Raw genomic sequence first — 7,713 nt, forward strand, 5'->3', positions numbered from 1 at the left:
GGGTCGCCCGCCTCGGCGAGGAGCGCCTCCGCGTCGGTGTAGACGGGACCCAGCGGCTCCTTGAACGCCGAGCGGAGGTCGTCCGGGAGACGGAGCGGGAGCGTCACGGGTGCGTGAACGGGAGAGCCGGCGGCCTCAACGCACCTTCAGCGCGTAGCTGCCGGCCTTGGTGACGTTCATCTCGGGTGCGATCTCCGAACTCTCCGGGTGGTTGATGATGACGTAGCCGGCCCAGTCCTCCGTCAGTGAGGAGGAGCCGCAGTTCTCGCACGTCTGGGCGTTCGGATCGTTCACGAAGTGACACTCGCGGCAGGCGAGCCGGTCTTCCGCCATCTAGTTCCCCTCCGCCGTCGCCTCGTCGCGCTTGGCCGCCTCGTCTTCGAGCCAACCGTGCTTGCCGAGACCGGGCTGTTTGGCGGTGAGTCCGATCTTCGAGTCGCGGGGGTTGCGCTCGTCGATGCTCTTGGTGACGATCCGGACGCGTACGGCGTCCTCGACGCCGAGCGTCTGGTTCGACTCTGTCGACGCCAACTGCTGGTTCTCGCCGTCGTACGCGAGATACTCGTCCGATATCTGCGAGACGTGGAGCAGCCCGTCGACCGGCCCGATGCCGACGAACGCGCCGAACTCCACCACCTCGACCACGTTGCCGTCGACGACCTCCTGCATGTCGGGGTCGAACGTGACCGCGTCGAACTCCGCCTCGTAGTAGACGCCCGGCCTGCTCGGGAGCACCGCCCCCTCGCCGATGTCGTGTACCTCGCTCACGCTCACGATGCTGCCCACGTCCTCGTCCATCCGCCCTTCCAGCTTGTTCTGTAGGAGCTTGCGAACCCGGTCGGTGGTGACGTCCGCCAGGTGTTCCGGCGGCACCTCGACCGTGTCCTTGAGTCGTACCCGTTTGTACATATGCTATGGTTCTGTTACCGCCAGTGTGTTCTCGCCCCTTAAACCGATTACGCGAACGCCGCGTTCGCGCAGCCGCGTCGCGAGGGGCCGGTCGTTGGTGACGACGTGGCGTTGCCCGCCGTCCGCGCCCGTCTCGGCGAGTTCGACCACCGCGTCGTCGGCGTACGACGCCGTCGTCTCGACGACGCGACAGCGCCCGGCCAGGTCGAGACCGACCGACGCGGCCGTGCCTTCGGCGCCGTTCGACTCGCTCAGCCGCTCCAACTCGTCGACGACGGCCGCCGGGGTCACCGGCTCCGCGCCGACGACCACCCGGTCGAGTTCCTCGAACACGCGCACGCCGCACTCGACGGGCATCATGAGCGCGTTCGTGTCGAGGACGACCGTCGTCACCGCGTCACTCCGCCAGCGTGCCGACGCCGATGAGCCGCCAGCGCGCGCCCATCCGCCGGTTGATCGCGATCTTCGCGCCCGCCTCCGCACAGACGGGGCGCTTGAGCGACACCTCGCACTCGCCCTCGCGGGCGCTCGTCACCGCACCGACCGTCGTCGCGGTGCCGACGGTGAGCATCAGCGGCTCGCCCGTCGATATTTCGTCCACCTCGCCCTCGCCGACCACGCGGTCGAGCAGTTCGACGTCCATCTCGAACGCCTCGCGCGTCGGCGGCAGGCTCCCGGGTTCGCCGGCGACCTGACCGGCCAGCGCGTCGCCCTTCGTCAGGCTGGGGTCGAGCCCCGTCCCGACGCCGAGCAGGCCGCCCGGCGTCGCCGACTCGACGGGGTTGCCGCCCGCCTGGATCGACCGCACGCTCGTCTCGATCGAGCGGTACTCCGACTGGCCGCCCTCCTCGACCTCCCGGCCGGGGCGGAGTTCGAGGTCGTCGTCGACGTCGAGCGTCCCCTGCGCGAGCGACCCGCCGAGGACGCCGCCGAGTAGATCGTCGGCGGTCGTCCCCGGGCGGTTGATGTCGAACGAGCGCGCGACCAGCATGCGGGACGGCACCGTCTCGTCGCGGTCGGGCGTTGGGATCTCGTCTTCGAGCGCGCCGATCAGCAGGTCCATGTTGATCTCCTGTTGGGCGCTGATCGGGACGATCGGGGCGTCCTCCGCGACGGTGCCCTCGACGAACTCCTGGATCTGCTGGTAGTTCTCGCGCGCGCGGTCGGCGTCGACCAGGTCGACCTTGTTCTGGGCGACGACGATGTTGTCGATGCCGATGATGTCGAGCGCCATCAGGTGCTCTTCGGTCTGCGCCTGTGGGATGTCCTCGGTGGCGGAGACCACGAGCACCGCCCCGTCCATGATCGCGGCACCCGACAGCATCGTCGCCATCAGCGTCTCGTGGCCCGGCGCGTCGACGAACGAGACCGTCCGCAGTACGTCGGTCTCGACGTCGTGCTCCGAGCACGTCTCCTCGACGGTGTAACAGTCGGGCTCGTCCTCCTCGGGACACCGACGCAGCGTGGCGTCGGCGTACCCCAGTCTGATCGAGATGCCGCGGCGCATCTCCTCGCTGTGCTGGTCGGTCCACGACCCCGAGAGTGCCTGCACGAGCGTGGTCTTCCCGTGGTCGACGTGGCCGACGAGTCCGATGTTCACCTCCGGTTGAGTTTGTTCCGTCACCATGAGCCTCCTGAAGGGATAATCTCGTACGGGATTCGCCCCGAGCGAGTGATAAAGGTGCTGTTCTCTCGATTCGACCTACTTCCGCCGGTTTCGTCCGCGCGGGCCGCGCTCGCCCCCGGACCGCCCCGCGCGTCGCGACCTGGCGCTCACGCCGAGACGCGGTGTCACGCCGCGTCGACGCCGACCGTGGCGACGAGGGAGCCGAACGGGACCGCGAGCGCGGGGGCCGGTCGTACCCGCTCCGGACGGTGTCGACCGCCGCCGGTACCCCGTCCGGCGTCGGGCCGCCACCCTGCCCGATCGGCCGTCGATCCGCCGAAAACGCGAACGAACGGGCTTATACGGCGTCGTCACGAACCTGCCTTCAACCGAGTACCCTCGCCATGCTCTTCGAAGACCTCCCCACGACCCCACGAAGCGAGGAACTCCTCGACAAGGCGTTCTCGCGCGCGGCCCGTGCCGGCCGAGCGAAAGAGGGCCACGAGGCCCAGGAGTCGATGCTCCGGACCGCCGCGAACATCCTCTCGGACAACCTGGAGAACGTCTCCACCGAGTGGCCCGACTTCGAGTTCGAGGTCGACCCCTTCTACCACGAACTCGCGGACGCCGTCGTCGACGTCGACGAACTCAGGCAGGCGCTCTCGCGGGTCAACTGGGCGTCGAGACAGATCGCCGACCTCCGCTCGGAGTACACCACCAAGATCCGCCGGGCGGACGCCGCGACCGCCCGGAAACACCGCAAGCAGGCGTTCGCGCGGATGGCGGACATCATGGACCAGATCGAAGACGACCTGCTCCAGGTGGGCGAGGCGCGCGACGCGCTGAAGAACCTGCCCGAGATCCGGGCGGACGACCCCACGATCGTGGTCGCGGGCTACCCGAACGTCGGCAAGTCGTCGTTCGTCAACCGCGTCACCCGCGCGCGCGGGGAGATAGCCTCCTACCCGTTCACGACGAAGGCGGTCGGGCTGGGTCACTTCGAACGCGACCGGGTCCGCTACCAGATCGTCGACACGCCGGGGCTGCTCGACCGGCCCGCGGAGGAACGCAACGACATCGAACGGCAGGCGGCGTCGGCGCTGACCCACCTCGCGGACGCCGTCCTGTTCGTCGTCGACGCCTCGGGCGACTGCGGCTACCCGCTCGACGCCCAACTCGCGCTCCGCGACTCCGTCGTGGCGGAGTTCGACGTACCCGTGTTGACCGTCTGTAACAAGAGCGACCGCTCCCGGGAGGTCGAGGCGGACGCGTACATGAGCGTCACCGACGACGACAACGTCGAGGGCGTCCTGGATCTCGCGGTCGAGGCGGTCGGGTTCGAACCCGACCTGCCGTCGCGCGAGAACGCCGACTGAGCCGTCATCGACAGCGGACGCGGGAACGCGGACGCTCTACTCCCGGCTCGCCTCGGCTCCCGCCGCCGACTCGCTCAGTTCGTACGTCACGCTCACCGTCGCGGTGACGGTCACCGGCCCGGGCTGGAACGTTGTCGCGCCCCCGGCGTCGGCGGCCGTCTCGCGGGCGGCGTAGGGGGCGGCCGTCCCGTCGGTGTCCACGTCGACGGAGACGACGGTCCCGACCGACCGGTCGACGGCGCCGGCGGCCGCGTCGGCGTCGGTCCGCGCGTCGGCCATCGCGGCGGCGATGGCGTCCCCGCCGAGGTCGGCGCGGCGTTCGTCGCTCAGGTCGAAGCGCACGCCGTCGACGCGGGTCGCGCCGTTGTCGACCGCGATGTCGACCGCCTCGCCCGCGCGGTCGACGTCGGTCTCCACCTCGAAGCTCTCGAACGCGCGGTAGCCGACGAGTTCGCGCGAGTCGTCGCCGTAGTCGTACTCGGGCGAGAGGGCGTAGCCGGTCGTGTTGGCGCTCAGCCCCGCCTCCGAGAGCGCGTTCGAGAGCGTCTCGGCGTCGGCGGCGACGGCGTCGCGGGCCGCCTCGGCGGTGTCGGCGCGCGCCTCGACGGCGACGCTCACGACCGCCACGTCGGGGTCGGCGCTCACCTCGCCGGTGCCGCCGGCGGTGACGGTGTGGGCGTCGGTCTGCGTCTGTGTCGTCGCGTTCGCGGCCGTCGCGTTCGCGGCCGTCGGGTCGGTCGCCGCCCCGGCACAGCCCGCGAGTAGCACCGCGAGGGCCGCGAGGAGGACGTACTTCGGTCTGGGGTCCATATCCACGCGACTATTACGCCGGCTGAGCGCTTGAACCCGCGCTAAACACAAAGAGCCGTTTGACCGAACCCGATCGAGCGTCCGACGGTCGGGGTCGCCGCCGGCGGCCTCACCCGGCAGTCGGCCGCGCCGGGGCCGGAGCGGGCGCGGTCAGCCGAGTGCGGTGTGGTCCGACGGCGTGGGGACCGGCGTCCGGGTCCCGTTGTCGTCGGCGCCTCCGCTCTCGTTGCCGCCGCTCCCGGGGTCGCCGGGGTCGGTCTCGCCGCGGGTCTCGGCCGTCTGCGTCGGCAGGTAGCGCACCGAGATGTCGACCTCCGCCGAGGGACCGAGACCGAGCAGGGCGGTCCGGTCGCCCGAGAGCCGTTCGGCCAGCGCGTCGGCTATCGGTTTCGGGTCCGCGCCCAGCGGGTAGCCGACGGTGACCGTCGCCGCGGTCGGCTGTCGGATCGGGTACCCCCCGTACGTCACCTCCACGTCGAGAACCGTCTCGGCGGGGCCGACGAGCGTTCGCGCCTCGTTCTCGACGGCCGTCTCGAACTGCGCGCTCTCGTAGGAGGCGACCGTGACGGCGCCGAGCACCGACGTCGCCAGCAGGATCACGATCGCGAGCACCGACACTCGCTTGAGCGCCCGGGTGCGAGCGTCGCTGAACTGGAACAGGTTGTCCGGGCGGTACCCCCGGTACCACAGCACCACGATGGCCGCGAGGTTGATCGAGAGGAAGTTGACGACGACCAGCATCGCCGACCCGCTGATCGCCATCGGCTGGCCCCACGCGATACCGATGCCGACCACGGCGATCGGCGGGACGAGCGCGGCCGCGATCATGACGCCGACGAGCGCGGCCGACACGCCCGACGACAGCGATATCGCGCCCGCGACCCCGGCGCCGATCGCGATGGGTAACGAGAGCACGTCGGGCGCGAGGCGTTCGCGGACCTCGCCGAGCGCGAACACCTCCTCGACGGTGAAGGGGACGGCGTGGGTGAACCTGAGCACCGCGGCGAACACCGCGGCGCTCCCGATCGCGAGCAGCAGCCCGACCGCCTGGAGCCGCACCCCCCGCTTGAACATCTCGCTGTCGTTGACGACGGTGCCGACGCTGGTCGCCATCGCCGGGCCGACCAGCGGCGCGATCACCATCGACCCGACGACCACGGCCGGCGAGTCGAGCAGCAGGCCCGCGGTTGCAACGATCGAACTGATCGCGGTCATCACGAGGAACGGCATCCAGTCGGGCGCCATGTCGCCGGCGTCGGCGATTATCTCCTCGCGCGCGATCCGGTTGTCGCCGTTCCCCTCCTGTTGGTACTGCTCTTCGAGTCGCTCGAAGCGCTTGGAGATGACCGTCTCGGCGTCGACCACCACCGTGTACGCGTCCCGTTCGAGACCGGCCTCGCGGAGCTTCCCCAACACCGGCTCCACGGCGCCGACGGGGAGGGGGAACGAGACGATGGCGGTGTAGTCGCGGCCGCTCGTCTCGTCGGAGATGGCGTAGTCGATCCCCTCGTCGTCGAGGACCGACAGCACCGTCTGTCGCTTTCCCGCGGGGACCATCACCTGGACGAGTCGCACGGCCGGTACCACTCCCCCACTCGCTAAAACCTTCCCGCTCTCGACACCGCGGGGTCCCCGGCGGCGTCCGGCTGGTTGTGTCGCCGCGCTCGCGCGGTGTGGCACGGCTCGCACCGACCCGCGTCGCCGGCCGGGTCGCCCGCGTCGCCGGCCGCTCGTCCCCGGTCCCGGTCGGTTCGTGCTACCGCGCCCGGAGGCGGTCGAGCACCGGTATCTCGGCGAGACGCTCGTCGTCGAGCGCGTCCCAGTCGACCCCCGCGGGCTTCCCGTCGGCGCCCGTCTCCACCGTCCGGTCGGGCGTGACCACGAGGTCCATCGGCACGTCGTGGGCCGCGGTCGGCACCGCCTCGTCGACCACCTGCCGTTCGTGGACCGTCGTGGCCGTCGTCGTGGCGTCGCCGACCAGCCCGAACTCGCGGAGGACCCCGAACTCCAGGTCGCTGTACCCCTCGCCCTTCCCGACGCGCGCACCCGCCTCCGTCACCGCGACGCTGCCCGAGACGACCAGGTCGACCGGCTCCACGTCGTCGGGACCGACCGGCACGCCCGCCTCCGACGACCCGCCGACCGTCGTCGCGTGGTCGACGTCGTCGACCTCCGCGGGGTCCAACCGGAGGAAACACTCCTCGTCCCGCAGTCGGGGGACGGCCATGTACACGGTCTTCCCCGCCCGCAGCGCGGCGCGCCGAACCGGGAGTTGCGGGGCGTCGGGGTTGGCCTTGACCACGTCCGCCTCCCGCCACGCGTCGGTCGTCGCGAGCCGGTCGGCGGCCGCGTCAGCGCCCGCGAAGTTTGGGATCCGGCCGTGCGGCGGGTACGGAAACCGGGCCACCCCGCTCTCCTCCAGTTCGTCCCAGACGCGCTCGCGAAGGGCCTGCTTCTCCATGTCCGGCCGGTCGGCCCGGAGGTACATATCCCCGCCGAGTCGGTCACTCGCGGGCGGATAAACTGTCGCAACGGTCGCGGACTGTCGGTCGCGACGGCTGCAACCGTACCGAACCGTCACAACGGCCCGCGCGGCTTATCCTCCGTCCGGCGAACGTCCCGGAGCATGCAATCCGACCCCCTCGGTCGCGAGCAGGGGACAGACGGGCGCGGGTCGGCCGCCCCGGCGGTCCGGGCACTCGACGACGAGACGGCGTTCAAACTGCTGAGCAACGGGCGGCGACGGACGGCGATCCGGTGTCTCGCGTCCGCCTCGGAACCGGTCGGGGTCGCCGACCTCGCCGAGTCGGTGGCCGCCCGCGAACGCGAGGACGGCCGCGCGGCCGACGGCGGCGACCCCGCCGGGGCTGCCGAGCGGCGGCGCGTCGCGGTCGCGCTCGGACAGGTCCACCTGCCGAAACTGGCCGCCGCGGGGGCGGTCAGCTACGACGGGGGCAGGAACGTCGTCACCCCGACGCCGACCGTCGACGTGCTCGCGGAGCGTCTCGCGCG

Annotated in this window: 9 protein-coding genes; 2 read left to right on the forward strand and 7 right to left on the reverse strand. The window is 71.1% G+C overall.

The window, feature by feature from the left end; translation table 11 throughout:
- Window positions 1-135 precede the first annotated feature (135 nt).
- From spt4 to K933_RS05080, 4 genes are read right to left on the reverse strand one after another with little or no spacing between them, the layout of a single operon-like run.
- Window positions 136-333, reverse strand: a complete 198-nt coding sequence (gene spt4 / locus K933_RS05065; RefSeq protein WP_023393613.1) for a transcription elongation factor subunit Spt4 — start codon at window positions 331-333, stop codon at window positions 136-138.
- Window positions 334-909 carry a DNA-directed RNA polymerase gene (locus K933_RS05070; RefSeq protein ID WP_023393614.1) on the reverse strand — a complete coding sequence of 192 codons (576 nt, stop codon included), beginning with the start codon at window positions 907-909 and terminating at the stop codon, window positions 334-336.
- Between the two features lie 3 nt (window positions 910-912).
- Entirely contained in the window at window positions 913-1,302 is a 390-nt protein-coding gene (locus K933_RS05075; RefSeq protein WP_023393615.1) for a PIN domain-containing protein, read from the reverse strand.
- A gap of 4 nt (window positions 1,303-1,306) precedes the next feature.
- Window positions 1,307-2,536, reverse strand: a complete 1,230-nt coding sequence (locus K933_RS05080; protein ID WP_023393616.1) for a translation initiation factor IF-2 subunit gamma — start codon at window positions 2,534-2,536, stop codon at window positions 1,307-1,309.
- Window positions 2,537-2,919: 383 nt separating this feature from the next.
- Between K933_RS05080 and K933_RS05085 the strand changes: the two genes are divergently transcribed.
- Complete coding sequence (locus tag K933_RS05085) at window positions 2,920-3,891, forward strand: NOG1 family protein (protein ID WP_023393617.1); 972 nt, start codon at window positions 2,920-2,922, stop codon at window positions 3,889-3,891.
- A gap of 36 nt (window positions 3,892-3,927) precedes the next feature.
- On the opposite strand, the gene K933_RS05090 is transcribed toward K933_RS05085, so the two are convergent.
- The 3 genes from K933_RS05090 to K933_RS05100 all read right to left on the reverse strand — a co-directional run bounded on the left by K933_RS05090 (window position 3,928) and on the right by K933_RS05100 (window position 7,162).
- The gene (locus tag K933_RS05090; RefSeq protein WP_023393618.1) at window positions 3,928-4,701 is read right to left on the reverse strand and encodes an SIMPL domain-containing protein; all 774 of its coding nucleotides are present in this window, start codon (window positions 4,699-4,701) and stop codon (window positions 3,928-3,930) included.
- A gap of 150 nt (window positions 4,702-4,851) precedes the next feature.
- On the reverse strand, window positions 4,852-6,276 hold the full coding sequence (locus tag K933_RS05095; protein ID WP_200862292.1) for a TIGR00341 family protein: 1,425 nt from the start codon (window positions 6,274-6,276) through the stop codon (window positions 4,852-4,854).
- A gap of 181 nt (window positions 6,277-6,457) precedes the next feature.
- Entirely contained in the window at window positions 6,458-7,162 is a 705-nt protein-coding gene (locus K933_RS05100; RefSeq protein ID WP_049947619.1) for a 5-formyltetrahydrofolate cyclo-ligase, read from the reverse strand.
- Window positions 7,163-7,327: 165 nt separating this feature from the next.
- On the opposite strand from K933_RS05100, the gene K933_RS05105 reads away from it, so the two are divergent.
- Window positions 7,328-7,713: DUF7344 domain-containing protein (locus K933_RS05105; RefSeq protein WP_023393621.1), on the forward strand; the 386-nt coding region annotated here is incomplete at its 3' end.

Source organism: Candidatus Halobonum tyrrellensis G22 (assembly GCF_000495475.1).
Lineage (GTDB): Archaea > Halobacteriota > Halobacteria > Halobacteriales > Haloferacaceae > Halobonum > Halobonum tyrrellense.

Excerpts from the sequence above, each read along its gene's own strand:
- spt4 (WP_023393613.1), bottom strand. The coding sequence starts at position 333 with ATGGCGGAAGACCGGCTCGCCTGCCGCGAGTGTCACTTCGTGAACGAT.
- K933_RS05070 (WP_023393614.1), bottom strand. The coding sequence starts at position 909 with ATGTACAAACGGGTACGACTCAAGGACACGGTCGAGGTGCCGCCGGAA.
- K933_RS05080 (WP_023393616.1), bottom strand. The coding sequence starts at position 2,536 with ATGGTGACGGAACAAACTCAACCGGAGGTGAACATCGGACTCGTCGGC.
- K933_RS05085 (WP_023393617.1), top strand. The coding sequence starts at position 2,920 with ATGCTCTTCGAAGACCTCCCCACGACCCCACGAAGCGAGGAACTCCTC.
- K933_RS05090 (WP_023393618.1), bottom strand. The coding sequence starts at position 4,701 with ATGGACCCCAGACCGAAGTACGTCCTCCTCGCGGCCCTCGCGGTGCTA.
- K933_RS05100 (WP_049947619.1), bottom strand. The coding sequence starts at position 7,162 with ATGGAGAAGCAGGCCCTTCGCGAGCGCGTCTGGGACGAACTGGAGGAG.